This is a genomic window from Sphaerisporangium rhizosphaerae (assembly GCF_042665155.1).
Classification (GTDB): Bacteria; Actinomycetota; Actinomycetes; order Streptosporangiales; family Streptosporangiaceae; genus Sphaerisporangium; species Sphaerisporangium rhizosphaerae.
Genome location: NZ_JBHTCG010000031.1, coordinates 52,691 through 78,072, shown reverse-complemented (window position 1 = coordinate 78,072; position 25,382 = coordinate 52,691). Strand labels below are relative to the sequence as shown.

Annotated in this window: 20 protein-coding genes; 5 read left to right on the top strand and 15 right to left on the bottom strand. The window is 71.6% G+C overall.

Annotated features, from left to right (window positions below):
- Positions 1–24: 24 nt before the first annotated feature.
- Entirely contained in the window at positions 25–4,911 is a 4,887-nt protein-coding gene (locus ACFQSB_RS32055; RefSeq protein WP_380830593.1) for an NAD-glutamate dehydrogenase, read from the bottom strand.
- A 346-nt stretch (positions 4,912–5,257) separates the two neighbouring features.
- On the opposite strand from ACFQSB_RS32055, the gene ACFQSB_RS32050 reads away from it, so the two are divergent.
- A complete protein-coding gene (locus ACFQSB_RS32050; RefSeq protein ID WP_380830592.1) occupies positions 5,258–6,877 on the top strand; it encodes an FAD-binding oxidoreductase in 1,620 nt (539 codons plus the stop codon).
- Between the two features lie 401 nt (positions 6,878–7,278).
- Here the strand turns inward: ACFQSB_RS32050 and ACFQSB_RS32045 are convergent, their stop codons facing one another.
- Entirely contained in the window at positions 7,279–7,653 is a 375-nt protein-coding gene (locus ACFQSB_RS32045; RefSeq protein WP_380830591.1) for a winged helix-turn-helix transcriptional regulator, read from the bottom strand.
- A 196-nt stretch (positions 7,654–7,849) separates the two neighbouring features.
- Between ACFQSB_RS32045 and ACFQSB_RS32040 the strand changes: the two genes are divergently transcribed.
- The 3 genes from ACFQSB_RS32040 (at position 7,850) to ACFQSB_RS32030 (ending at position 10,278) form a co-directional block, all read left to right on the top strand.
- Entirely contained in the window at positions 7,850–8,719 is an 870-nt protein-coding gene (locus tag ACFQSB_RS32040) for an NAD(P)H-binding protein (protein ID WP_380830590.1), read from the top strand.
- A 100-nt stretch (positions 8,720–8,819) separates the two neighbouring features.
- Entirely contained in the window at positions 8,820–9,251 is a 432-nt protein-coding gene (locus tag ACFQSB_RS32035; RefSeq protein WP_380830589.1) for a VOC family protein, read from the top strand.
- A gap of 76 nt (positions 9,252–9,327) precedes the next feature.
- A complete protein-coding gene (locus ACFQSB_RS32030) occupies positions 9,328–10,278 on the top strand; it encodes a hypothetical protein (RefSeq protein WP_380830587.1) in 951 nt (316 codons plus the stop codon).
- Between the two features lie 265 nt (positions 10,279–10,543).
- On the opposite strand, the gene ACFQSB_RS32025 is transcribed toward ACFQSB_RS32030, so the two are convergent.
- The 4 genes from ACFQSB_RS32025 to ACFQSB_RS32010 form a co-directional block, all read right to left on the bottom strand.
- Positions 10,544–12,424, bottom strand: coding sequence for an acetoacetate--CoA ligase (locus ACFQSB_RS32025; protein WP_380830586.1), 1,881 nt, complete (start codon positions 12,422–12,424; stop codon positions 10,544–10,546).
- Between the two features lie 367 nt (positions 12,425–12,791).
- A complete protein-coding gene (locus tag ACFQSB_RS32020) occupies positions 12,792–13,739 on the bottom strand; it encodes a DUF2218 domain-containing protein (protein WP_380830585.1) in 948 nt (315 codons plus the stop codon).
- Between the two features lie 268 nt (positions 13,740–14,007).
- Positions 14,008–14,235 (bottom strand): DUF397 domain-containing protein, encoded by a 228-nt coding sequence (locus ACFQSB_RS32015; protein ID WP_380830584.1) that lies wholly within the window; start codon positions 14,233–14,235, stop codon positions 14,008–14,010.
- Positions 14,236–14,255: 20 nt separating this feature from the next.
- Positions 14,256–15,107, bottom strand: a complete 852-nt coding sequence (locus ACFQSB_RS32010; protein ID WP_380830583.1) for a helix-turn-helix domain-containing protein — start codon at positions 15,105–15,107, stop codon at positions 14,256–14,258.
- 214 nt (positions 15,108–15,321) lie between these two features.
- Here ACFQSB_RS32010 and ACFQSB_RS32005 point away from each other — a divergent pair, with 214 nt between their 5' ends.
- Complete coding sequence (locus ACFQSB_RS32005) at positions 15,322–15,930, top strand: ATP-binding protein (protein ID WP_380830582.1); 609 nt, start codon at positions 15,322–15,324, stop codon at positions 15,928–15,930.
- Between the two features lie 242 nt (positions 15,931–16,172).
- On the opposite strand, the gene ACFQSB_RS32000 is transcribed toward ACFQSB_RS32005, so the two are convergent.
- The 9 genes from ACFQSB_RS32000 to ACFQSB_RS31960 form a co-directional block, all read right to left on the bottom strand.
- Positions 16,173–16,880, bottom strand: coding sequence for an HAD family hydrolase (locus tag ACFQSB_RS32000; protein ID WP_380830581.1), 708 nt, complete (start codon positions 16,878–16,880; stop codon positions 16,173–16,175).
- A 156-nt stretch (positions 16,881–17,036) separates the two neighbouring features.
- The gene (locus ACFQSB_RS31995) at positions 17,037–17,675 is read right to left on the bottom strand and encodes an HAD family hydrolase (RefSeq protein WP_380830580.1); all 639 of its coding nucleotides are present in this window, start codon (positions 17,673–17,675) and stop codon (positions 17,037–17,039) included.
- 193 nt (positions 17,676–17,868) lie between these two features.
- Positions 17,869–18,375, bottom strand: coding sequence for a DUF6912 family protein (locus ACFQSB_RS31990; protein WP_380830579.1), 507 nt, complete (start codon positions 18,373–18,375; stop codon positions 17,869–17,871).
- Positions 18,376–18,508: 133 nt separating this feature from the next.
- Complete coding sequence (locus ACFQSB_RS31985; RefSeq protein WP_380830578.1) at positions 18,509–19,252, bottom strand: hypothetical protein; 744 nt, start codon at positions 19,250–19,252, stop codon at positions 18,509–18,511.
- Positions 19,253–19,633: 381 nt separating this feature from the next.
- Positions 19,634–20,314, bottom strand: coding sequence for an HAD family hydrolase (locus tag ACFQSB_RS31980; RefSeq protein WP_380830577.1), 681 nt, complete (start codon positions 20,312–20,314; stop codon positions 19,634–19,636).
- Positions 20,315–20,426: 112 nt separating this feature from the next.
- Positions 20,427–22,178, bottom strand: a complete 1,752-nt coding sequence (locus ACFQSB_RS31975) for a glycoside hydrolase family 3 protein (protein ID WP_380830576.1) — start codon at positions 22,176–22,178, stop codon at positions 20,427–20,429.
- 548 nt (positions 22,179–22,726) lie between these two features.
- Positions 22,727–24,397, bottom strand: a complete 1,671-nt coding sequence (ptsP, locus tag ACFQSB_RS31970; protein WP_380830575.1) for a phosphoenolpyruvate--protein phosphotransferase — start codon at positions 24,395–24,397, stop codon at positions 22,727–22,729.
- Positions 24,398–24,419: 22 nt separating this feature from the next.
- Positions 24,420–24,677 carry an HPr family phosphocarrier protein gene (locus ACFQSB_RS31965; RefSeq protein ID WP_354836903.1) on the bottom strand — a complete coding sequence of 86 codons (258 nt, stop codon included), beginning with the start codon at positions 24,675–24,677 and terminating at the stop codon, positions 24,420–24,422.
- Positions 24,678–24,911: 234 nt separating this feature from the next.
- Positions 24,912–25,361 (bottom strand): PTS sugar transporter subunit IIA, encoded by a 450-nt coding sequence (locus ACFQSB_RS31960; protein ID WP_354836905.1) that lies wholly within the window; start codon positions 25,359–25,361, stop codon positions 24,912–24,914.
- Positions 25,362–25,382 lie beyond the last annotated feature (21 nt).

Sequence of the window (25,382 nt, the reverse complement as noted above, 5' to 3'; positions counted from 1 at the left end):
CGGTCGCGCCGCCGGGCGGCGGGCTCAGCGCTCGGCGTGCGGCAGGTTGCTGGTGGCCACCAGGGTGCGCACGGCTCTCAGCGCCACCGAGAGGGTGGCCAGGTCGAAGTGGTCGCTCTCCCAGATCTCCGACAGCGTCTGGCGCGCCCGCGCGACGGCGGCCGAGTTGACCTCCGACCAGCGTGCCAGGCGCTCCTCCGGGGACGGCCCCGGCTCGCTGTGCACCAGCACGTCCCTGGTCAGCGTCGCGTGCGCGGCGTACAGGTCGTCGCGCAGCGCGGCCCTGGCCATGGAGTTCCACCGGTTGTCGCGGGGCAGGGCGATGACCCGCTCGCGCAGCCGGGCGAGCTGGAGCCGGTCGGCCAGGTCGAAGTAGACCTCCGCGACGTCGTTCACCGGGCGTCCGGTGCGCGAGGAGATCTCCACCAGGTCGAACGTCGAGTACGCCGGCACCATCACCGCCGCGCGCTCGGCCAGGTCGGCCGGGACGCCCCGCGACAGGTACCCGTCGCGGCGCTCCTCGAAGGCCGCGAGGTCGGGGCCGGTGAGCAGCTTGGGCAGGTGGGGCAGCAGCCCCTCGGCGCCCTCCACGAAGAACCTCACCGCTCCCGCCAGGTCGAGCGGCGGCCTGCGGTTGCCGAGCAGCCACCGCGCGCCGCGCTCGGCGAGCTTGCGGCCCTCCAGCAGCATGGCGAGCTGGGTGGCGGTGTCGACCTTGTTGTCCAGCGCCTCAACGGCCCGCCAGAAGCCCGGCAGCTCGAACACCTCGCGCGACACCAGGTAGGCCCGGGCGATGTCGGGGGTGGAGGCGCCGGTCTCCTCACCGAAGCGGAACATGAACGTCGTGCCGCTGGCGTTCACCAGGTCGTTGACCACGCAGGTGGTGATGATCTCGCGGCGCAGCGGGTGGGTGTCCATGGCGGCGCGGAACCGCTCGCGCAGCGCCGAGGGGAAGTACGACACCAGCCACGACGTCAGGTACGGGTCGTCGGGCAGGTCGGAGGCGAGCAGCTCGTGGTCGGCCACGAGCTTGGTGTAGGCGAGCAGCACCGAGAACTCCGGCGCGGTGAGCCCGAGGTGGGCCTGGCGCCGCTCGGCGAGCGTCTTGTCGGACGGCAGCGCCTCCAGCTCACGGTTGATCAGGCCGTCGCGTTCCAGCCTGCGCAGGTAGCGGGCGTGGATGTGCAGCATCTCCTGCGCCTGCGCGCGCGCGGCGGCCAGGACGATGTTCTGCGCCTTGTTGTCGCGCAGGACCAGCCCGGAGACCTCGTCGGTCATGTCCAGGAAGAGCTGGTCGCGGTCGTTCTCGCTCAGCTCGCCGTCCCGCACCAGCCGGTCCAGGAGGATCTTGATGTTCACCTCGTGGTCGGAGGTGTCCACACCGGCCGAGTTGTCGATGAAGTCGGTGTTGACGTACCCGCCGTTGAGCGCGAACTCGATGCGGGCGAGCTGGGTGAGCCCGAGGTTGCCGCCCTCGCCGATCACCTTGCAGCGCAGGTCGGCGGCGTTGACGCGCAGGGCGTCGTTGGCCTTGTCGCCGGCGTCGGCGTGGCTCTCGGCGGAGGACTTGACGTAGGTGCCGATGCCGCCGTTCCACAGCAGGTCGACCGGGGCCCGCAGGATGGCGCTGATCAGGTCGCTCGGCGTCATCGCCGACACGCCCTCGCGGATGCCGAGGGCGGCGCGCATCTGCGGCGACACCGGCACCGACTTGGCCGTGCGCGGCCACACGCCGCCGCCGGCCGAGATGGCGCCGGAGTCGTAGTCGGCCCAGGAGCTGCGCGGCAGCGCGAACAGGCGGGACCGCTCCTCGAAGCCCCCGGCCGAGTCGGGCGAGGGGTCGACGAAGATGTGCCGGTGGTCGAAGGCCGCGACCAGTTTGATGTGCCGGGACAGCAGCATGCCGTTGCCGAACACGTCGCCGGACATGTCGCCGACGCCCACCACCGTGAAGTCGGTGCTCTGGACGTCGACGCCCATGGAGCGGAAGTGGTAGGCGACCGACTCCCAGGCGCCGCGCGCGGTGATGCCCATGGCCTTGTGGTCGTACCCGACCGAGCCGCCGGAGGCGAAGGCGTCGCCGAGCCAGAAGCCGTACTCCTTGGCGACGCTGTTGGCGATGTCGGAGAAGGTGGCGGTGCCCTTGTCGGCCGCGACGACCAGGTAGGTGTCGTCGCCGTCGTGCCGGACGACGCCGTGCGGGGGGACCACCTGGTTGTCGACGAGGTTGTCGGTGATGTCCAGCAGTCCGGAGATGAACTGCCGGTAGCAGGCCACGCCCTCGGCCATCACCTCGTCCCGCCCGCCGCCGACCGGCGGCCGCTTGACGACGAAGCCGCCCTTGGAGCCGGTGGGCACGATGACGGTGTTCTTCACCATCTGGGCCTTGACCAGGCCGAGCACCTCGGTGCGGAAGTCCTCCATGCGGTCGGACCAGCGCAGGCCGCCGCGGGCGACCTTGCCGAAGCGCAGGTGGACGCCCTCGACGCGCGGCGAGTACACGAAGATCTCGTACTTCGGGCGGGGCAGCGGCAGCACGCTGATCGCCGAGGAGTCGAACTTGAGTGAGATGTACGGCTTGCGCCTGCCCTCCGCCCGCTGGAAGGCGTTGGTGCGCAGCGTCGCGGAGATCATCTCCAGGTAGGCCCGCAGGATGCGGTCCTCGTCCAGCGAGGCCACCTCGTCCAGGGCCGCCAGGATCTCCTCGCGGAGCGCGTCGGCCATGTCGTCGCGCAGGTCGTCCGCCCGGCGCGGGTCGAGCCGGGCCTCGAACAGCCGTACCAGCAGCTTGGCCAGCCGGATGTTGCCGAGCAGCACCTTCTCGATGTAGCGCTGGCTGAAGGCGGTGCCGGCCTGGCGCAGGTACTTGGCGTACACGCGCAGGTACAGCGCCTGCTCCCAGGTGAGGCCGGCGGCGATGACCAGGCCGTTGAAGCCGTCGCTCTCGATCTCGGCGCGCCACAGCGCCCCGGCGACGTCCTCGAACAGCCGCTTGAACCGCTCGTCCCCGGCCTCCGCCGAGGAGGGGCAGCGCAGGCCGAAGTCGTAGATCCATGCGGCCGGCCCGCCGGGCCTGCCGATCTGGTACGGCCGCTCGTCCACGACCTCGACGCCCATGCGCGACAGCAGCGGCAGCACGTCCGACAGCGAGACCGGGGCGCCGATGCGGAAGAGCTTGAACCGCCACTCGCACTGGGCGCGGTCCTGCGGCCGGTAGAGGTCCATGGCGACCTCGCCGGGGGTGGCGGCGAGCCGCTCCAGGCGGCACAGGTCCTCGACGGCCGCGTGGGGGGAGAAGTCGGCCTTGTAGCCCTCGGGGAACGCCTCGGCGTACCTGCCGGACAGCGCCGCGCTCGTCGGCCCGCCGGGCAGCTTGGCGACCCGGTCCTCGGGAAGCCCCGCGATCGCGTCGGCGAGGTCGTCCTCCCAGGTGCGGGTGGTGGCGGCGATGCGGGCCTCCAGCGCGGGCAGGTCGAACTCGCGCGGCCCGAGGGCCTTGCCGCGCTCGCCGCGCACGACGATGTGCAGGCGGGCCAGCGGCGACTCGCCGAGCATCGTGCTGTAGTCGAGGGTCGCGCCGTCGAGCGCCTCCAGCAGGATGTCCTGCATGCGGACGCGCACATCGGTGTTGTACCGGTCGCGGGGCAGGTAGATCAGGCAGGAGATGTAGCGGTTGTAGTCGTCGCGGCGCAGGAACAGCTTGACCCGCTTGCGCTCGCGCAGCCGCAGCACCTCCAGCGCCATCGGCGCCAGCTCGTCGGCGGGCACCTGGAACAGCTCGGCGCGCGGGTAGCTTTCGAGGATCTCGATGAGGTCCTTGCCGTCGTGGCTGTCGGGGCTGAGGCCGGCCTTGTCCAGCACCTCGGAAACGCGGCGGCGCAGCACCGGGATGTGCGAGATCGACTCGCTGTAGGCGACGTGCGAGAACAGGCCGAGGAAGCGGCGCTCGCCGACGACGTCGCCCTCGGGGGAGAAGACCTTGACGCCGATGTAGTCCAGGTAGGCGGGACGGTGCACGGTGGCCCGGCTGTTGGCCTTGGTCACCACGAACTGCTGTCTCTCGCGCGCCTTCGCCCGCAGCTCGGGGGACATGGCGGCGAAGCTCGCCGACCCGGCCTTGTCGGCCCGCAGGATGCCGAGGCCGGTGCCGGGGAGAGCGCGCAGCCCGTCTCCGTCCGGCGCCTCCTCCAGACGGTACTCGCGGTAGCCGAGGAAGGTGAAGTGGCCGTCGGCGAGCCAGCGGAGCAGCTCGACGCTGTCGGCGACGTCGCCCGACGGGAGGCCCGGCGGCACGGCCTCCAGCTCGGCGGCGATGCCCTCGGCCAGGGCCCGCATCTTGGGCGAGTCCTCGACGGCGGCGCGGACGTCCTGCAGCACCCGCTGCAGGTCGCCCTCGATCTCCGCGAGCGCCTCGGGGGCGGGCAGGCGGTCGGTCTCGATGTGCATCCACGACTCGACGAGGAACTGCCCGGTGAGGTCGGTCTGGTCGTCGCCGAGCATGCGCCCGGTCATGTCGCGGCGCACCTTGATCTGCGGGTGCACGACGAGCTGGACGCCGATGCCGTGGCGCTCCAGCTCCATGGTGACCGAGTCGACCAGGTAGGGCATGTCGTCGGTGACGACCTCGACGACCGCCCCGTGGCCGTGGCCGTCCTCCGGCGGCGGGGGCGCGTAGGCCCGTACCAGCGCCCGCCCCTGGGGGCGGTTGGCGGCGAAGCGCCGCTGGGCCAGGGCGGCGGCGCCGATCTGGGCGGGGTCGCGGTCGATCACGTCCTCGGGCGCGACATGCCGGTAGTAGAGCCGGAGGAAGGCCAGGACGCCGTCACCGTCGAGGTGGTCGGCCTCCGTGGTGTCGGCACACAGTTCAGCAGCGGACCGGAGCAACCGGTCCTTTGCCTCGTCGAGCGGCATGTCGCTTCTCACTCCTTTGTGAGCGTTCGCCTTGTACGCAGTGATCTTGCCGGGTCGGGGTCATGACAGGGGCATGCCACGCTCCCGGTCGCGCGACACCTCCGCGGCGGGACGGGGTGCTCGATCGCCGTTGACCAAGTCCCCTCCGCCGTACCCGATATCAGCCCATCACACCTGAAACGTCAACTTGTCCGATATCGTGCGCAATTCCCCTGGCAGTGCGAGTCTTCCACGGCCGCCACGTGCACCGTGACCGATCCGTGATAAACCATGGACCTTCTGGGGACGTCTCTTAGGACGGGCGATACCTTTCGTCGTCGATGACCGTTCCCAGAGATGAGTGATCATGCAACCCGCGCTCGACCGGCGGACCTTCCTGCGGGCCTCCGCCGTCACCGCGGCGGCCGCGGCCACCGCCTGCGCCCCGACCGGCACCCTTGCGAGGGCCACGGCGGCCACGGCGGGCACGGCGGGCGCCGCGAGCGCCTCGGGCGCGGCTTCCGCGGCTTCCGCGGCGGGCTCGGCGGGCTCGGCGCCGTCCGCCGCGTCCGCCGGGGGCACCCTGGCGCGCACCGGCGCGCGCGGCGGGCCCTCCCCCTCCGACTGGTCCTCCCTGGGCAGGGGCCTGGCGGGCCGGATGATCCGTCCCGGCGACGCCTCCTACGACGCGGCGCGCCGCCTCTACAACCCCTCCTTCGACGGCATCCGGCCGGGCGGCGTCGCCTACTGCGCCAACCCCTCCGACGTGGCCGAGTGCCTGGCCTTCGCCCGGCGGTTCGGGGTGCCGGTGACCTCGCGTTCGGGCGGCCACAGCTACGCGGGCTGGTCCACCGGCACCGGCCTGGTGATCGACGTCTCGCGCATGAGCTCCGTACGGGCCTCCGGAGGGCGCGCGGTCGTGGGCGCGGGCGCTCAGCTCGTCGACATCTACGACCGGCTGGCGGCGCACGGCGTCGGGATCCCGGGGGGCTCGTGCCCCACTGTGGGCATCGCCGGCCTGACGCTCGGCGGCGGCATCGGCGTCCTGTCGAGAAAGTACGGCCTCACCTGCGACGCTCTGGAGTCGCTGCAGATCGTCACGGCCGACGGGCGGGTGCGCACCTGCGACTCCCGCCACGACCCCGAGCTCTACTGGGCGTCACGCGGCGGCGGTGGGGGCAACTTCGGCGTCGCGGTGTCGTTCACCTTCCGCACCCACCGTACGCAGGACCTCACGCTGTTCTTCCTGCACTGGCCCTGGTCGCGGGCGCGCAAGGCGGTCGCGGCCTGGCAGGCGTGGGCGCCGTCGGTCCCCGACGCGCTGTGGAGCAACCTCCACCTGTCCCAGGACCCCGGCCTGGACGTGCAGATCGGCGGGGTCTACGTGGGTCCGCGCGACCAGTGCGAGCGGCTGCTCGACCCGCTGATCGCCAAGGTCGGGTCCCAGCCGTCCAGCCGCTTCATCACCCGCACGTCCTACCAGCACGCCATGATGATCGAGGCCGGCTGCTCCTCGCGCACCGTGTCCCAGTGCCATCGGCAGGGCGACCTGCCCGGGCGGACGGCCGACGGCCGCTTCCCGCGCGACGCCTTCAGCGCCAAGTCCCACATGGCCTACCGCCCGCTGTCGGCCTCCGGCATCGCCACCCTGGTCGACCGGATCTCCCGCCCCGGCCGGCACGCCGTGCTCCTGGACGCCCTCGGCGGAGCCGTCGGGCGCGTCGGCCCCGGCGCCACGGCCTTCCCGCACCGGGCGGCGCTGTTCAGCGTCCAGTACTACGCGCACATGGCGGGCGCGGCGACCTGGCTGCGCGGCGCGCATGACGCGATGGCCCCCCACTTCGGCGACCACGCCTACGTCAACTACATCGACCCGGCGCTGAGCGGCTGGCGTCAGGCCTACTACGGCCCCAACGCCGCCCGCCTCGCCAAGACCAAGGCCACCTACGACCCCGCCCGCCTGTTCCGCTTCCCCCAAGCCATCTAACCGACTTCCCCCAGCCGTCCGACCTCCGTATACCCCAGGCCGTCTGACCTCCGAGTACCCCCGGGCCGTCCGACCTGCGCGGCCTTAGGCGACACGCCACGAGGTCATGGCACGGCTTTGGAGTGATGGATGACCACACCCTTTACCCGACGCGGCCCCTCCACACCCCGGCACGCCTAACCCGACACAACTCCACACCAGCACGCGCCGGCCCGACACGGCCTCCCACCCGGGACGCGCTGCCCCGCACGATCTCCCACACCAGGCACGTGCTGAACCCGGCGCCGCTCTCTATCCCCGGTCTGTGCTGGATGTGATCGGCGCCGGGGCGGCGGGTCGTGGGACGGTGATGCCGGCGCCGCTTACGGCGTCCGAGCCGGTGAACCTGTGTGGAGGGTGCACTAGGTGTGCTCGGCGTATCGCCGGCGCGCGGCGGTCAGTTCGGCCTCGTGGGTGACCGCCCAGCGCCCGAGGGCGTTCAGTTGCTCCCGCAGCGAACGGCCGAGGTCGGTCAGGGCGTACTCGCTGCGCGGCGGCACGCCCGCGTGCACGGTCCGGCTCACCAGGCCGTCGCGTTCCAGCGACCGCAGGGTGCGTATCAGCATGCGGCGGCTGAGCCCTTCGACCGACCGGTCGAGTTCGTTGAACCCGTAGCCGCCCCGCGCCAGGAGCGACAGCAGCACCGGGCTCCACTTGTCGCCGACGCGGCGCAGTACCGCCGTCGCCGGACAGCCGTGATGGTCGTCGACCGTGACCGGCGCTGTGAGGCCGTCCATCAGTCCCTCCGACGACACCTCCGTAACCGACGCATCCGTGACCTGCGCCTCCGCGGCCGGCGCCTCCGCGACAGGCACCTCCGCGGCCGACGACTCCGGTGCTGCTGGACCGGGTGGGGGTGACATCAATGTGCCTTCTTTCGAGGGCGACGTGTGATCCACGAGCATCAGGCTACGCAAACGGAAAGGAACCAGCATGATCGTGGTAAGCGGGGCGTCGGGGAACCTGGGCCGCAGGACTGTCCAGCATCTCCTTACGCGCACTGACGCCTCTCGCGTCCTGGCCCTGTCGCGGACCCCGGACACGGTCGCCGATCTCGGCGTCCAGACCCGTCACGCCGACTTCGACGAGCCGGACGCGCTGACCCGAGCGCTGGACGGCGCGGAACGGCTGTTGATCATCAGCATCGCCACCGCCGACCGGCTGCCGAAGCACGCCCGCGCCATCGACGCCGCCGCGAAGGCGGGAGTCGGCCACGTCATCTTCACCTCCCTCACCCGTGCGGGTGACCCCGGCCACCCGAACCCCCTGATTCCCGACTACGCGGCCACCGAGCGGATGCTGGCCGGGTCCGGGGTGCCGTTCACCGTGCTGCGCTTCAACATCTGGACCGAGATGCTGACCCTGGTCGGAATCGCCTCCAGGGCCGTGGCCACCGGGGTGCTTCCCAGCAACGCCGGAAGCGGGCGGACCGGCCACCTGACCCGTGACGACAGCGCGGCGGTGGCCGCCGCCGTCCTCGCCGAGGGCGGCTGCCAGGGAGAATTCCTCGAGGTCACCGGGCCCGAGGCGGTGACCGACGCCGACATCGCCGCCGCACTGACGCAGGCCACCGGCCGCCCCGTGCGCCATCAGGAGGTCGGCGACGACGAACAGCCCCGGCGGCTCGTCGAGCAGGGCGTCCCCGAGCACTTCGCCCACGCCTGGAGCGCGTCGGGCGTCACCAAGCGCGACGGCTGGTACGACGTCACCACCCACGCCGTCGAACGACTCACGGGCCGGCCCGCCACCTCGATCGCCGACCACTTCACGGCGCACCGCGCGGAGCTGATCACGGCCCCCTAGCTCCCCCGCGCGTGCCGGGTGCGGGATCTGACGGAAGATGGTCCTGCCCGATCCGCCGGGGCCGTCCGGCGGAGCACGCCGGACTTCAGGAGAGACCCGCATGGCTTCGCCCGTTCCTTCCATCCCCCGCTTCCACCTGGCCGTCCCCGTCGACGACCTCGCGGCCGCCCGGGCCTTCTACGGCGAGGTGCTCGGGTGCGAGCAGGGCCGCAGCTCCGACCGCTGGATCGACTGGAACCTGCACGGGCACCAGTTCGTCACGCACCTGGCCGCGCGTCCGCCGGCGGCGGCGCACAACCCGGTGGACGGTCACGACGTGCCCGTGCCGCACTTCGGGCTGATCCTGGACATCCCGGGGTTCCACCGGCTGGCCGAGCGCATGCGCGAGGCGGGCACCCGCTTCGTGATCGAGCCGTACCTGCGCTTCGCGGGGCAGCCGGGAGAGCAGTGGACGATGTTCCTGCTCGATCCCGCCGGCAACGCCCTGGAGTTCAAGGCCTTCGCCGACGACGCCCAGGTGTTCGCCATCTGAACCGGACGTGTTAGCGCGTTGACCGAAATGTTTAAAAGTCTATTACCGCCCAGTAGCGCCGCTACGCTCATACGCCGTGATCAATCAGCAGATCCCGGTAGAACATACCTCTAACGGGACAAATACCAGCGTCGCCGTCCCGGCCGCCGAGGCGGACGACGAGAAGCCAAGCGCCCTGGCGCTGCTCGAACGGATCGCCTCGGTGGTCCTGCCGATCGGCGTCGGGCTCTACGCGGTGCTCTACCTCGGTGTCGAGGCGATGTACAACTTCTTCGGCATCACGCCGCAGCAGGCGGGCATCGACCAGGCCGTCCTGTTCGGCCGGCTCTCCGGCACCCTGATCCTGATACTGCTCATCGCCCTGCCCGTGCTGGGGCTCCTGGTCGCGTTGTACTGGCTGCTCGACAAGGTGACCTTCGGTGGCCTGTCGCGGCTGGTGCGGTTCTTCCGTCAGCACCCCTGGCTGGCCGCGACTCTCGCGGCGCTGTGGAGCGGCGCCACCTACTGGGGCGTCTTCAGCGTCCTGGGCGAGGTCACGGCCGCGACCATGGTCCCCATCGCGGTGGGCCTCGGCGTGCTGACGTTCCTGGTGCCGTTCCGTCTGATGCGTCGCAAGCCGGTAGGCCGCTCCGGGATGCGACTGATCGTCGGCGGCCTCACCGGCATCGGCCTGGGCTGGCTGCTCATCTGGCAGATGGTCCTCGGAGCCGCGGACGTGTACCAGTACGGCAAGACCCATCCGCTGCCGGGCCTCGCGGGCACGACTCTGCTGGACCTTGTGGGCTTCCAGGACCAGTGGGCCGTGCTCAAGGACGGGGACGACAAGCCGCTCTACGACGGTCGCTCGATGCTGCTCCTCGGCGAGTCGGACGGCGTCTACGCCTTCTACGACTGCGAGAAGCAGATCACGCTCCGGCGGGCCGCCGAGGGCACCAACCTGGGCGACATCGTGATGGCCCCCGAGATGCCCAAGGGGTACACCTGCGGCTCGAAGGCGGATGACCAGAACGGCGAGACGGCGCAGTAAGCCGCTTCGCTCCTTCGGGGCCGCCGTCCGCCGGGCGGCCCCGCGATCTCACCTCTCCGGCCGCCGTCCCCCCGGCGGCCTCGTTCCACTTCCCGATCCCCGGCGCGGCGGCCATGTACGTTCGCCGGGCGCGGCTGCACACCCTGACCATGAACCGGAGGGCGATCGGCGCCAGGTCGGCGGGGCGTGGGGCGGCAATGCCGGCGCCGGCCGCGGGCCCGAGCCGGTCAACGCCGCGGGCCCGCCTCCACCTCCGCGGCCGCCCCTATGGGACGAAGTGCTTCAGGACCTCCGGGTTGGCCATGGCGCCGGTGTTGGCGGCCTTGTCCACCGGCGTGCCCAGCAGGATCTTGCGCACCGGGACCTCCAGCTTCTTGCCGCTCAGCGTGCGCGGAATGCCGGGCACCTCGATGACCTCGTTCGGCACGTGGCGCGGCGACAGCTCGGTCCTCAGCGCGTCCTTCAGCTCCGAGACCAGCGCCGGCGACAGCTCCTCGCCCTCGGCCATCGTCACGTACAGCAGCAGCCGGCCCTCCTGGCCGAGCTGACCGGTGTCGATGACCAGGCTGTCCTCGATGGCGGGGAACCGCTCGACGACGCGGTAGAACTCGCTGGTGCCCATGCGCACCCCGCCGCGGTTCAGCGTCGAGTCGGACCGGCCGTAGATCACGCACCCGCCGTCCGGCAGGATCTTGATCCAGTCGCCGTGCCGCCAGACCCCCGGGTAGTCGGCGAAGTAGCTCTCCTCGTACCGGGCGCCGTCCGGGTCGTTCCAGAACATGACCGGCATGGAGGGCATGGGCCTGGTGACCACCAGCTCGCCGACCTCCCCGATCAGCGGCTTGCCGTCGGGATCGTAGGACTCCACCAGGGCCCCCAGGCACCGGCAGGAGATCACCCCGGCCCGGACGGGCAGCAGCGGCACCGCGCCCACGAAGCCGGTGCACACGTCCGTGCCACCGGAGAAGGACCCGAGCTGCACCCGCGGCAGCACGTCCGACAGCCACGCGAAGCCCTCGGGCGGCAGCGGCGAGCCGGTCGAGCCGACCCCGCGCAGCCGCTCCAGGCCGTCAGGGCGCAGCTCCGCCCGCATGGAGGCGATGATGTACGGCGCGCCCGTGCCGAAGTAGGTCACCCCCTCCTCCGCCGAGAGCCGCCAGAGCGCGTCGGCGCCGGGGTGGGTGGCGCTGCCGTCGTACAGCACGACGGTCGCGCCGACCAGCAGGCCGCCGACCAGGAAGTTCCACATCATCCAGCCGGTGGTGGTGTACCAGAAGAACACGTCCTGCTCGCCGAGGTCCTGATGGAAGCTCAGCGCCTTCAGGTGCTCCAGCACGATGCCGCCGTGCCCGTGGACGATCGGCTTGGGCAGGCCGGTGGTGCCGGAGGAGTAGACGACCCACAGCGGGTGGGCGAAGGGCACCGGCTCGAACTCCAGCGGGCCCGCCTCCGACCGCAGTTCCTCCCACGACTCCGCGCCGACGACCACGGTGGCGGCCAGGCCGGGCAGCCGGGCGGTGATGTCGGCGACGACGTCCGAACGGTCGAACGCGCGGCCGTTGTACCGGTAGCCGTCCACCGCGATCAGCACCTTCGGGGTGATCTGAGTGAAGCGGTCGACGACGCTGGAGGCGCCGAAGTCGGGCGAGCAGGACGACCAGATGGCGCCGAGGCTGGCGGTGGCGAGGAAGGCGATCAGCGCCTCGGGGGTGTTGGGCAGGTAGGCCGCCACCCGGTCGCCGCGGGTGACGCCGTGGCGCACCAGCCCGGCCCTGACCCGGGCGACCTCCTCGGCCAGCTCACCGTAGGTCAGGGTGCGCCGGCCGCCGGCCTCGTCGCGGGCGATGACCGCCACCCGCCCGGGGTCGCCGCGCAGCGCGTTCGCCGCGTAGTTCACGGTTGCTCCCGCGAACCATTCGGCGCCCGGCATCGTTCCACTTACGACGGGCCCGTCACCACGCTCCCCCACGACCGCGAAATAGTCCCAGACCGCAGGCCAGAACTCCTCCGGGAAGTCGACCGACCATCGCCACAGAGCGTCGTAAGAATGCTCGGAACGTCCCAGCCATGCGGCGAACCGGGTGATCTTCGCATCGCGGACCACCTCGGGGGACGGCTCCCAGAGCAGCGCACCTTCCTCAACCATGGCCCCATCCTGCCCCGGCCCCGTCCCCCGCGCCATCCAGGCCGCCCACACACCCACGGCCCCCGGCCTGGTCCGCTCTACCGCCCGCCGACTCGTCGCGCCGTCCCAGAGCACGGGCGCGATCATCACGCCGTCTCTGAGCCGGCGATCGACACGCCGCCCTGGAGCCCGCCCGCGATCGACACGCCGCCCTGGAGCCCGCCCGCGATCGACACGCCGCCCTGGTGCGGTGACCACCTACGTTCACCGGGTGCGGCTCTCCGTCCTCCACGCGCTGTAGTGATCGGCGCCGGGTCGGCGGGTCGTGGTACGGCGATGCCGGCGCCTGCTACGGCGCCCGAGCCGGCGCACGTCCGCGGACAGCGCACTAGAGTCTGCGGGCGATCGTCACGCCGTCCCGCACCGAAAGCATCACCGACTCCACCCGGTCGTCGGCCACGATGGCGTCGTTCAGGGCCCGCACCGCCACGTGGTGCTCCTCCTCGTACGCCGGATCGACGACCCGCCCGCCGAGGAACACGTTGTCCAGGACCACCAGCCCGCCGGGGCGCAGCCGCCGCACGATCTCCTCGTAGTACACCGGGTAGCTCACCTTGTCGGCGTCGATGAACGCGAAGTCGATGGACCGCTCTTCGGGCAGCGCGCGGAGCGTCTCGGCCGCCGGGGCGATCTTCAGGTCGATGCGGTCGGCGACGCCGGCGCGCTCCCAGTACGAGCGGGCGACCGAGGTCCACTCCTCGCTGACGTCGCAGGCCAGCAGCCGCCCGCCCTCGGCCAGGCCCCGGGCGATGCAGATGGAGGAGTACCCGGTGAACACGCCGACCTCGACCGCCTGCCGCGCGCCGACCATGCGGGCGAGCATCGTGAGGAACGCGCCCTCGTCGTGCGAGACCTGCATGGTCCACGAGCCGCCGGTCGTCTCACGCGTCTTCGCGGTCAGCTCCTGCAGCACCTCGTCGGCCGGGGTGCACTGGGTGGTGACGTAGTCGCCGATGAGCGGGTCGACGATGACCATCTCCTCGGCCCCCACGGGCGCCGACCACTTGACGGCCAGCTCCTCCTGGGTGGCGAAGCGCAGCAGGTGGCGGGTCACCACCTCCTGCACCTGCTCCAGCGACTCGGCGTCCCCGGCGGTGGCGATCATCTCGATCGCGACCCCGGTCGGCGTCAGCACGCAACGGCCGCGTTTCAACGTGATCACGCCACGACCGTCACCGGAGATCTCCGTGGTCGTCTTGTGCCCCATATGGGACACCAACTGCTTGATGTACCGCCCGGGCCGCTCGGTCGCGACGGAGGCCGTCGAGTAAGGCATGCAAATCCTTCGTGGTGTGGACGGGACACGACCCGCGCAGGACGGGCCGTGGCACCGGCGTCCGGTCACCCCGGCCGCCGATGCGGACTCATAGCCAACAAGGTAGGCGGTATCCGACATCGTCACCTCCTACACCGTGCTGACCCCCACCCCGTCGTTTCTCCAAGGCCACCCGGAACTCGACTCCTCACGCCAGACGCTCGCCACCCGCGGCCTCACCATGAGTCCAAGCGATCAGGCCCCGGCTGACCGCCAATAGCTCGACCGTTCACTCACCGAGAAAGTCGAACTCACCACTGCGGACTCCGGATACGAAGGCGTTCCACTCGGCACGCGTGTAGACGATCACAGAGCCATCGGGATCATGGCTGTGCCGGACGGCGACGCGCCCACTGCCGTCAAGAACAGGGCCCGCCTCGACACAATCCCCTCCCCCACCATCGGCGCTGAAAGTACTGATGTGCCATGCGACAGGAAGCTTCTCTTGAGCGGACATTGGCGCCTCCATCCAGGACGTCAGCCGAGTTCCTCGGCGACCGCCACAATGAGATCCAACGACTCTTCGCTGCCAAGCGAATCTCGACAGATCGCATCGAACTTGAGCATAAGCCTTTCCGCCTCTTCCGCCTCGACGTAGATCACACCCGCAGGACTGGAGACGTAGGCGATCGCCGGATACGGCTCGGGCAGTTCGTAGATCTTGAATGCCCCGTCTGGACTGGCATGGGCTCCGCTGGCCTGCGGGAGCACCCTGATCTCTACGTGCGACTGCTTGGCGGTTTCGGTCAGCCGGCCGAGCTGGGCACGCATCACCTCGCGGCCACCCACCGTCCGGCGCAGCACGGCTTCATCCAGTACGACCACGAGCCCCGGCACACTTGCGGCCAAAACCTGCTGCCGGATAAGGCGGAACTCGATCCAGCGTGCGATCTGCTCCTCGGAGGACCGCCAGTCCGCCGCACGCATGACAGCGTCCATGTAGTCCCGCGTCTGCAGCAGACCAGGGATGACCAACGCATCGAATGATCGAATCTGCTTGGCGCGAGACTCCAACCAGGCGTTGTCCACGATGCCGTGGCCGACGTCGCCCGCGTACGCGTCCCACCATCCGTTCTGCCAGGCCTCCCGGCTCAGCCGTACCAGCCCATCACGCTGCCGCTCGTGCGATATGCCGTACAAACCGAGAAGAGCCTCCACGTCACCAGGGCGTGCCGGGTATATCCCTGCTTCGAGACGGCTGATCGTCGACGCGTCTCGCTGCAGAAAATCCCCCGCCTCTTTCAGAGTGAGACCAGCCGCTTCGCGTAGTTCGCGTAGCTGCTTGCCCAGCCACTGGGACCGAAGGGTCACACCACGCTTGGCACTCATCGTCACCACTCCCTCACCATTCGCATCGGGCAGACGCTACAGCCCCAAGGGCGGGCCATGAAGAGAATCTGAATTTCTCCTGCAAGCTTGCTTCGACCATGCCATCCTGCACGTATTCGATCGGTAACTCTCCGAAGTCACGTGGCCTTAGGAGGACGAACCACATGCGTGCCTGCAAGTTCGGTTACAGCGAAGCCCGTAAAGGCGGCACTGGATGAACGGGATCTCCTGGCGCCGGGAGTTCGCTGGAAGACCCGCCGAGATCCGCGAGGTCCGCCGGTTCATCAGCGGCGTCCTGCTCGACAATCCGGTACATGACGACGCCCTCTCGTGCGCCGTGGAACTCGCGTCGAACGCCGTGCGCCACACTCGATCCGGGCAGGGTGGGGTCTTCGCCGTTGAGCTGCTCCTCCGTCACGAGATCATTCGAATCGCCGTGACCGACGCCGGTGGCCCCACCATCCCCTCGGAACGAAGCGCAACAGGGGAAGATCTCCTGGAGGGGGGACGGGGTCTCACCATGGTCGCGGCCTTGGGCGCACGGCTATGGGTCGAGGGCGACGAAACAGGACGCACCGTGTGGGTCGAACTCGCCTGGACGGCACCAATCGGACAGGTGTCCATTGAGTCCGGCACCTGGCTCACCGAGTTCCTCGGGTGGAAAGTCTGGTACGGGCAGGCGACAGGCAACTGGTGGGCCGTACCATCGCAGCGCCTACCTCTTCTGCTGGAAGCCTCTTCGCCGGTCGACCTGGCCCGCGGCATCAGTGTCATGGAAGGCTCGTCTCATCCAGTTAGCTGGCATGCCGACGATCGACACTGACCAACCGGTATGAGCTGAGGTGGTGGACCCACCCGTTGCCCATGCCGCCGGTTGCCATTGCCGCGCCCACCCGAAAACCCCCCGGCACTGATCGAGGTGCCTACGCAGGCCGGTTACGGCGGCGGTTACAGGCGGTTCACGTGCCCACCCCGCCACCCTGCGCCAGGCGATCGCCGACCACGGCCTCGCCTTCGCCGGCAAGAGCTGACCGCCCCCGCGCGGGCCGTGCCCGCGCCCGGCACTCAGCCCGCTTTGCGGTCCATGGGGGTGGTGAGGTGGGCCACGGCGGCGACCAGGGCGGGGGCGTCGGTCAGGTCGGGGAGCACGATGTCGGCGCCGGCCTCGTGCAGTTCGGTCGCCGTCGAACGGCCGGAGGCGACGGCGATCATGGACGCCCCGGCGATGCGCGCCGCCTGGACATCCCTGGCCGAGTCGCCGATCAGCACGGTGTTCGCGCCGTCGCACCGGAAGCCGTACAACGCCTTGACCCTGCCCTGGGCCACCTGCAGCAGGGTGGCCTTGGGGTAGACCTCCTCGCCGTAGCCGCCGACCTCGACGTCGACGTACTTGTCCAGGCCGAAGGCGTTCAGCTTGAGCGCGGCGTTGCTCTTGATGGTGCCGGTGAGCACCGACTGGACGACGCCGTCGAGGCGGGCCACCGCCTTGAGCGCCTCCTTGGCGCCGGGCATGACCTGCCCGTCCTTGTTCAGCCGCTTGCGCCGCGCGGCGAACGACCGGGCCAGGGCGTCGATGAACCGGGGCAGGTGATCGTCGCCGGTCACGATGCCGTTGATGGCGAGCGTCTCGAAGATGATCTCAGAGTCGGGACGGCCCATCGCGGGCGCGAGCTTGACCAGCGGGCGCCCGGTGACCTGCCGGAAGGCGTCGGCGTACGCGTCGCGGGTGACGATCGTCACGTCGACCAGGGTGAGGTCGATGTTCCAGAGCACGAGACGGTTAATGGGGGGCCTCCGAACGCACGCGAACCAGGTGCGCTCAGGGTACGACGACCGCGCACCCACCACGGCGAGAGATGCCCAACTCGTCACCCTCACCCGGCATATGTCCGCTTCTCCGTCCACCGGCGGCGGCGACGGAACGGCGGATCAGCGGGCGTGGGCGAAGGCCGCCGACAGGGAGTCGACCACCGGGAAGCCGGAAGCGGCCAGGTCGGCCCGGCTGGTCATGCCGCCTGCGTAGAGCACGGCCGAGGCGCCCACGTGCTCGGCCGCGTGCGCGTCGTCCAGGCTGTCGCCGATCACCAGGATGCGCGACGGCTTGACCTCCAGCGACTCGATGTGGGCCACCATGTGCTCGGCCTTGCCGCCGCCCGGCGCGCCGGCGCCCAGGCCGTCGATGCGGGAGAAGTAGCGGTCGATGCCGAGCTCGGCGGCCTTGCGCACCAGCCGGTCGTGCGCCCACATCGACAACAGCGACTGGGTGCGCCCGGACTCCGACCAGGTGTTCAGGCAGTCGATCGCGTCGGCGGCCAGCTCGGAGGCGTGCATCAGCTCGTGGTAGTTGTCGTGGAACGCCTGGTCGAGCCGCTCCCACTCGCCCTCGTGCAGCGGCCGGCCGAGCATGCGCTCGTAGGCCACCCAGATGGGCCGGGTGTAGGCCGCGCGGAACGCCTCGGCGTCCATGGGCGCCAGCCCGTAGGGCGCGAACACCTTGTTCGTGGCGCCGACCACCGCGTCGATGTCGTGGAACAGCGTGCCGTTCCAGTCCCAGATGATGTGCTCCATGGTGACCACAGCCTAATAGGCGCCCCCGACAGCCTCCATCGGGTTTCCAGGGCCGCCGGCCTCAAACGGGCTCACCGGGCCCGCCTACCTCCGAACGGGTTCACCGGAGCCCGGAGGCCTCCGAACGGTTCACCGGGGCCGGGAGCCGGCCTTCATCGGGTTCACCCGGCCGGCCACGGGCCCGGGGAGACGGTCAGGTCAGCAGGTCGGGGATCTCCTGGGTCGCGAACCACATCAGCTCGTGGTCCTCCACGCCGTCCACCACGAACCGCGCGTCGTCGTCTCCCGCGTCGGCGGCGAACACGGCGGCGATGGCCGCCTCGACGTCGGGCACGGCCCCCAGGTCGTCGACGTGGACCGCGGCGATCTGGTTCATCCGCACCACGACCGGGACGCGCACCCGGGATCGCTCCTCGAGGTCGGGACCGGCGGCGACGACGTCGTCGGGCACCTCGGCCGCGACGACCACCCGCCGCGCGGCGACCTCCACGCCGTCCGCTCGGTCGGCCGCGAGCATCCGCAGGGACGCCCTGGCCGCGTCCGTCAGGGCGACGTACTCCAGTTCCTCGGTGTCACCCGAGACGTACCACTCGACCAGCGCGGGCGTCACCGCGTAGCCGGTCAGCGGGGCGGGCCCGACCTCGCCGGCGCCGGCCACCCGCGCCAGGGAAGGGAGGGTGCACGGCAGGTACACGCGCATGCGTTCGTTCCTCGAATCACGATGGTGCCGGACACCGGCGCCACAGCGGCGCCGGTCACCCGAACGAGTGTGCCACCCCCCGCGGCACGGACCGTACACCACCGCACCGCGCCCCGGCCGGATGCCTCGTCGTTCACTCGCGCAGAGGCAGGGGATCGAGCGGGGGACCGCCGCGCCGCCACCGGTACTTCGAGTCCCCCGCCGACGCCACGTCGTATCCGGGCAGGTCTTTGACGCCCACGGTGCGGAAGAGCCGGCCGCCGGCGTCGATCACCGCAGTGCCCTTTTTGTCCTGGCTGCTCCAGTCGAGCAGGATCCGCCAGCGGCAGTCGCAGGTGCGGGTGGCGCCGTAGACGTGGAAGACCTCGGGGTCGCCGTCCGAGACGCGAAAGGGGAACCGGACGGCGGACTGTTCGTCGCCGTTGTCGTCCACACCCGCGAACGGGCGCGAGTGAGGCTCCCGCTCATCGAGGTCCACGACGAAGTTGCGGGGGGTGATGGCGCCGCACTGACGATTCTTGGGCACCGCCACCCCGGCGGGCGCGCCGCGCTGGACCACCTCCACCCGCAGGGCGTGGAGCACGACGGCGACACCGCTCTTGCCCTGGACGGTGACGACGGCGTCGGTGTAGCCGCCGTCCAGGGCGTCGCGCTCCTGCGACTCCGAGATGCCCCCCTCCTCAGCCGGGCGTCGGGGCAGGATGGGAAGCACGTACCGGCTGGTCGCGTTTTCGCACGGGTCACGATTCACCGTCGTGGTCCAGGTCAGGGGCGGTGCGGCGTCGGCTCCGGTGACCGTGGAGAGCGTCTTGTCGAATGCCGTGGTCAGGTAGCCGGTCACCGCCGCGGTGGCGGCGGCGGCCACGACGCCGGCCACCCATAGACGCGAACGCCTCAGCCTGCCCTGCCACCACGGCTGCGCGGGCTTGTGCGAGCGGACGGGCCCGTGGCGCCTGTTCATGGTCACCGGCCGTCGACCACCGCGGACGGCGTGCCCGGGCGGGCCGGAACGCGGTACCTGCCGGGCCGTCCCCGGCGGTGTTCGGAGGATGACACCAACGCACCAGCGGACACCGATGAACTCCTCGCCGAATTCGCACGGTCACCGTAAGCCTAGGGCCGCTCGGCGCGGCGCCGGGGGACATGGCGCCCATTGACCGCGTCCACCGAGAAACGGTGAAGAGCCCTGAAAACGCGCCGGACAAGTGTGCTCGTGGGAGGGCTCGGTGGCGCTCGGTGCCTCCGAGGAGGTCACAGGTCAGACGGGTGCGCTCGTGGTGGGAGGCGGGGACGGGCGGAGGGTCAGCTCGCAGAGGGTCTCCAGTGCGGCGATCGTGGCGTCGGTGTCGCGGTGGTGCAGGCCGACGAGGCCGAGGGCGCGGGCGGCGTCGATGTTGGCCTCGATGTCGTCGATGAACACGCACTCCTGCGGGCGCAGCCCCACCAGGCCGAGGGCATGGTGGAAGATGCGCGGCTCGGGCTTGCGCATGCCGACCTCGCCGGAGATGACGACCTGGTCGAAGTAGTGCTCCCAGCCGTCCCGCGTGTAGTGGTTGCCCCAGGAGTTGGAGACCAGGCAGGTGGCCATGCCCGCCTCGCGTGCGGCGCGCAGCATGTCGTACATCGGCTGCACCGGCCGGAACCCGGCGAACATGCGGGTGAGCAGCCCGTCGGCCACCGGCGGCACGCCGTGCAGCGTCACCAGGCGAGCCGCCAGGTCGCGCTCGAAGGTCGCGACGTCGACCTCCCCCCGCTCCAGCGCGTGGATCGGATTCTCGCCGAGGACGGCGCCCTGCTCGTAGGCGTGCCGGATGAGCTCTTCCATGAGTTCCCGGTAGTGCTCGGCGTCGATGCCGTCGGCGTCGAGCCACTCGGCGATCGCCTCGTGGAGGCCGGTGGTCAGCACACCACCCCAGTCGATGAGTACGCCTTTCACCATGTTCACTCCCTCATGTCCCTGCCGGGCCTTTCAGGGTAAGCCGAGCAACGCCCGAACCCACTGCCGGGGCCCTCCATCCCAGCCCCGCCCGTACCCGCCGCGTCTGAGAGGGCTACGGGACTCGTAGGGCGACGGGGAGGGTGCCCTTGGGGGTGAGGGCGCCGGTGAGCGCCTTGGCGGCGGCTCTGAGCGAGGCGTCGCCGTCGGAATAGACGGCGAGGGCCGCGTCGTACCCGCGCAGCCGTGCCAGCTCGTACGGGGCGCCCATGGACACCACGACGACCTTCTTGCCGGTGCCGCCCATCGCCGAGACCAGGTTCGCCTGCGCCGGCCCGGCGTCGCGCGTGGTGACCACGACCGTGTCGGCCCGCGCGGCGGCCGACCGGGCGCTCGCGATCTGCGACGACGTCGGGGTGTCGCCGGTGGGCGCGGCCGACGCGCCGTCGAGCATGCCCGCCAGGCGGCGCCCGGCGGGACCGGTGACCAGGACGTGACCCTTGACCGGGAGGCTTTTGGCGCCCTTGACCGGCGTCACGGAACGATCGGCGATGCGCTGGGCTGTGGTGCGGTGCGCCTTGGACCGCACGGCCTGGTCGTCGCCGCCGGGGTCGGTCTGCGAGCCGTCGAGGATGCCCCGGGCGGCCTTGAGCGTCAGCAGCCGGGTGACCGACCGGTCGAGCCGCTCGCGGGAGATGCGGCCCGACTTCACGGCCCCGAGCACCGCGTCGTAGGCCTTGCGGAAGTTCGGCGGCATGAGCAGCAGGTCGACGCCGGCCAGGACGGCGCGGACGGCCACCTCGGCGTCGCCGTACTTCTCGCGCACGCCCTGCATGTCGAGGGCGTCGGTGCTCACCACGCCGTCGAACCCGAGCTCGTCGCGGAGCAGGCCGGTCAGGATCGGTTTGGACAGGGTGGCGGGGTCGCCGGAGGGGTCGAGCTTGGGCATCACGACATGGGCGGACATCACGATGTCGACGCCGCGGCGGACGGCCTCCTTGAACGGGGGCGCGTCCAGCCGCTGCCACTGGGAACGGGTGTGCTGGATGACCGGCAGGCCGCTGTGGCTGTCGACCCGCGTGTCGCCGTGCCCGGGGAAGTGCTTGGCGGCGCTGCCCACGCCGGCGTCGTGGAACCCCTCGACGGCGGCGCCGACCATGGCGGAGACCCGCTTGGGGTCGGAGCCGAACGAGCGGGCGCCGATGACCGGGTTGGCCGGGTTGACGTTGACGTCGGCGACCGGCGCGAAGTCGAGGTTGATGCCGAGGGCGCGCAGCTCCTCACCGGTCACCCGGGCGGCCGACCGGGCGGCGTCCGGGTCGCGCGTGGCGCCGATGGCCATGCTGCCCGGCACGTCGGTCACGATCGAGCCCAGCCGCGAGACGACGCCGTTCTCCTGGTCGACGCCGATGAGCAGCGGTACCTTGGCGGCCTTCTGCAGGCCGCGGGTGAGCGCGGCGAGCTGGCGGGCGTCGCCGACGTTGCCCGCCCAGGGGAACAGGATGACGCCGCCCGGGTGGTATTTCCTGACGGCCGCGGCGGGGCTGCCGACGCCGAACCTCGCCTGGTTCTCGCCGTGCGCGCCCTCGGCCCGCGGGCCGTAGAGGACGGGCATGAACAGCTGGCCGACCTTCTCCTCAAGGCTCATCTTCGCCAGCCGCGCCGCCACCTCGGCGCCGGGGGACGCGCCGCTCGGGGACGCCGCCGGCGAGGCGCCGGCGGAGGCCGGGGCGCTGGTGGTGGCGGCGCCGGACGGGGCGGCGTTGGTGCGTGAAGGCGCCTCGCCGCTCGTGGCGGAGGTGGCGGCGCAACCGGCCGTCATCGTCGCGACCAGCACGAGCACCGCTGCGGGGGAAGGTACAGCCATGTCCCCCACCGTATCCGCGCCGCCGCCCGCCCGGACTCAGCCTGTGGACAACCCGCCGCCCACCCGCGACACCACATTGTGGGCTGCCTGCGAACGTTGACCGGGCCGGGCGCCATAGCGGGCGCCGGCATCGCCGTACCACGACCCGCCGACGCGGCGCCGATCACTCCAGCCCATGGCCGAAGTGGAGGAGCCGCGCCCGGTGAACGGATGTGGTCACCGCACCGGAGCGACCCACCGTCGCCGCCCCGGACTCGGTGTGGACGACTCGCCGCAGGCCCGGTCCTGGCGACGAGGCGCCGCCAAGGGGCGGTGCGCACGGCGGCACGGCTGGCGGGGTGCTCAGAGGCCGAGGTTGGGGAGGGCGGGCAGACGGGCGCGGGCGGCCACCCTGGCGGCGTCCGGGGTACTCCAGGCGCGCACGGCGGCAGGGCTGGCGGGTGCTCAGAGGCCGAGGTCGGGGAGAGCGGACAAGGTGGGCGCGGGAGACCACCCCTGGCGGCGTCCGGGGTACTCCAGGCGCGCAAGGCGGCAGGGCTGGCGGGTGCTCAGAGGCCGAGGTCGGGGAGGGCGGGCAGGTGGGCGCGGGCGGCGGCTCTGGCGGCGTCCGGGGTGGTCTCGGCGCGCGCGGCGACGGCGGCGGCGCGGCACTGGTCGAAGGTGTGACGCGACAGCGCGGCGCGCACCCAGGGAAGGGCGGGCGCGGCCATGGACAGCGAGCCGACGCCGAGGCCGACCAGCACGCACGCGAGCGCGGGATCGGCGCCCGCCTCGCCGCAGACCCCGCAGGGCACGCCCGCCGAGGCGGTCATCGCCACCAGGTCGAGCAGGACCGGCTGCCAGGGGTCCTGGAAGCCGGCCAGGGCGCTCACCTCGCGGTCGGCCCCGAAGGCGTACTGCGCGAGGTCGTTGGTGCCGATGGAGAAGAAGTCGACGCCGGGAGCGAGGTCGGCCGCGCGGAGCGCGGCGGCCGGGACCTCGACCATGACCCCGGACGAGCGCAGCCCCGCCGCGCGGCACGCCGCCACGAACCAGGCGGCCTCCTCGGGCGTCGCCACCATCGGGGCCATGACCTGGACGTGGGCGGACTCCCCCTCGGCGGCGCGGGCGAGGGCCCGCAGCTGCCCGGCCAGGATGTCAGGGAATATGCGCATGATGCGGATGCCGCGCGCGCCCAGAGCGGGATTGGGCTCCTTCTCGGTGGGCGGCAGGAACCCCAGTGGCTTGTCCGCCCCCGCGTCCAGCACGCGCACCACCACCGGCTTGCCGGGGAAGGCGGAGATGACCTCGCGGTAGGCCGCCTCCTGCTCCTCCTCCGAGGGCGCGGTGTCGCGGTCCAGGAACAGGAACTCGGTGCGGTACAGCCCGACGCCCTCGGCGCCGTGCTCCAGGGCCGTCTCGATGTCGCGCGGCCCGCCGATGTTTGCCAGCAGGGCCACCGGGTGGCCGTCCGCGGTCGCGCCCGGACCGGTGACCGCCGCCACCGCCGAGTCGCGGGTGCGCGCGGCCTCGACCGCCGCGGCCACCTCCTCCTCGGAGGGCACCAGGCCGACCGTGCCGGTCGCGCCGTCGACCAGGACGAGCGTCTGGTTGACGATGGCGGTCGCCCCGGCGCAGGCCACGACGGCGGGCACGCCCATGGCGCGCGCGAGGATCGCCGTGTGGCTGGTGGGGCCGCCCTGCTCGGTGACGAAGGCGGCGACGACGTCCTTGGTCAGCAGCGCGGTGTCGGCGGGCGCGAGGTCGCGGGCGACCAGCACGTACGGTGTGTCGCCCTTCTCTGGCAGGCCGCCCGTCCGCAGGCCGGCCAGTTCGGCGATCACCCGGTCGCGGATGTCGGCCAGATCGGCCGCCCGCTCGCCGAGGTAGCCGCCGATCTCGGCGAGCATGTCGTGGTAGCGCATGAACGCCTCGTACACGGCCCGCTCGGCGGCCGTGCCGGCGTTGATGAGGTCGGCGACCTCGCTGGACAGCACGGGGTCTCGCGCGATCATGGCCTGCGCGGCGAGCACGTCCCGCGCCTCGCCGCCCGCGGCCTCGCCGCGCGCCGACAGGTCGGCGGCCACGCGCTCCACGGCGGCCTCCGCCCGCGCCACCTCGGCCACCACGTCGCCGCCGTGCCGTGACCCGGCCGGCGGCTCGGGGACGGCGGCGCCCATGAGATAGGCCGGGCCGTGGCCCACCCCGGGGCTGACCCCGGTTCCCGTCAACCTCTCCATCGTCAGGCTCCGCGGCCGGCCGTCAAGGCACCGACACGATCGCGACGAGCTCGTCGAGCACCTTCTCGGCGCCGTCCCCGTCGGCCTGGATGACGATGACCTCGCCGTTCCTGACGTCCAGCGCCAGGATCGAAAGGATGCTCTTGGCGCTGACGGGCGTACGGCCCGGCTTCCCCACGGTGATGTCGATGGGGGCCTTGGCCGCGGTCTGCACGAACGTCGCCGCCGGGCGGGCGTGCAGACCCACCGCTGACTCCACGATGACCTTGCGCTCGGCCACGGTTCCTCCTCTTTCCGTCCGGGGCGGTCCAGACCACCCGGTGACAAGCAGTACGGCTAGCACGTTATTCCGAGATAGGGGCTATCTCCGGGAACGGCCAGCTAACACCGGGCGGATCTGGTGTGAGCGGTTCGGCAACGGACGTCGACGGCGTCGCCGTCTCACCAGTCTCCTACCCGCCCCCCGGCCGGTGGCAGGCGGCATGAGCGTACCTGGTCACCTGAGGTGAGGGGACTAGCGCCATCGGAACAGCTCCTCACCCGCGAGCACCGCGCCGTCGGTCCGGAGCGGGACGACCACGCCGGGAGGGGCGTCCAGCGCCACGACCGGGCAGACCGGGGACATTCCCCCGGCCGCGACCGCCGCCGGGTCCCAGGCGACGACCGGCCGGCCGGCGCGCACCCGCTCGCCCTCCCCGGCGAGCAGCCGGAACCCCTCACCCTTGAGCAGCACCGTGTCGATGCCCAGGTGGACGAGCACCGCCCGGCCGTCCTCGCCGGCTATCACGTAGGCGTGCGGATGGAGCTTGAGGATGAGCCCTCCGATGGGGGCGAGCGCCTCCCCCGCCCGCCTGGCCGGGTCGATCGCCGTCCCCGGCCCCACGAGCCCTTCGGAGAACACCGGGTCGGGCACGGCGGCCAGTCCCACGACATGCCCCGCCACCGGGGCGAGAACGGTCGTCATGGCACTCCCGCCGGCCGCACG